Origin of the sequence: Aeromonas media (assembly GCF_000819985.1) — a bacterium.
Lineage (GTDB): Bacteria > Pseudomonadota > Gammaproteobacteria > Enterobacterales > Aeromonadaceae > Aeromonas > Aeromonas media.
In genome coordinates this window covers 121,418-121,861 of the sequence record NZ_CDBZ01000010.1, presented here as the reverse complement: position 1 = coordinate 121,861, position 444 = coordinate 121,418, and the positions used below count along the sequence as shown (strand labels likewise).

1 protein-coding gene is annotated in these 444 nt (G+C 68.7%); it reads left to right on the top strand.

Features of this window, described 5'->3' with window-relative positions; translation table 11 throughout:
* Nucleotides 1–444 (top strand): helix-turn-helix transcriptional regulator (locus BN1127_RS01390; protein WP_197069608.1); only part of this gene is annotated, 444 nt, incomplete at both ends.

The window sequence follows — 444 nt, the reverse complement described above, 5'->3', positions numbered from 1 at the left end:
GCCGGTGCGTGACGGGTTCACGCTAATGCTGTTTCTGGGTCGTCTCGACAAGCGCCAGGCCCTGCGCCCGGACGAACGGGCCCGGCTGGAGGCGCTGTTTCCGCTGGTGCATTCCCTGTGTCGCCAGCAGTGGCGAGAGGCGGTACCGCTGCTGGCCCAGAACCCGGCCCGGCCCGATGGCAGCGACCTCAAGGCGACGGTGGAGCAGGCCATCGCCAGCGTGGGCGGAGACAGGCTAACTCGCCGGGAGCGGCAGGTGGCGGGCCTGTTGCTGCAGGGGCTGGACACGGAGGCAATCGCCGCCGAACTCGGCATCGGCAGCGGCACCGTGAAGAATCACCGCAAGCACCTCTACGGCAAGCTGCGCCTCGGCTCGCGCGCCGAGCTGTTCAGCCTCTTCCTGAATCACCTCATCACCACGCCCTTGAGCCCCCTCCCACCAGA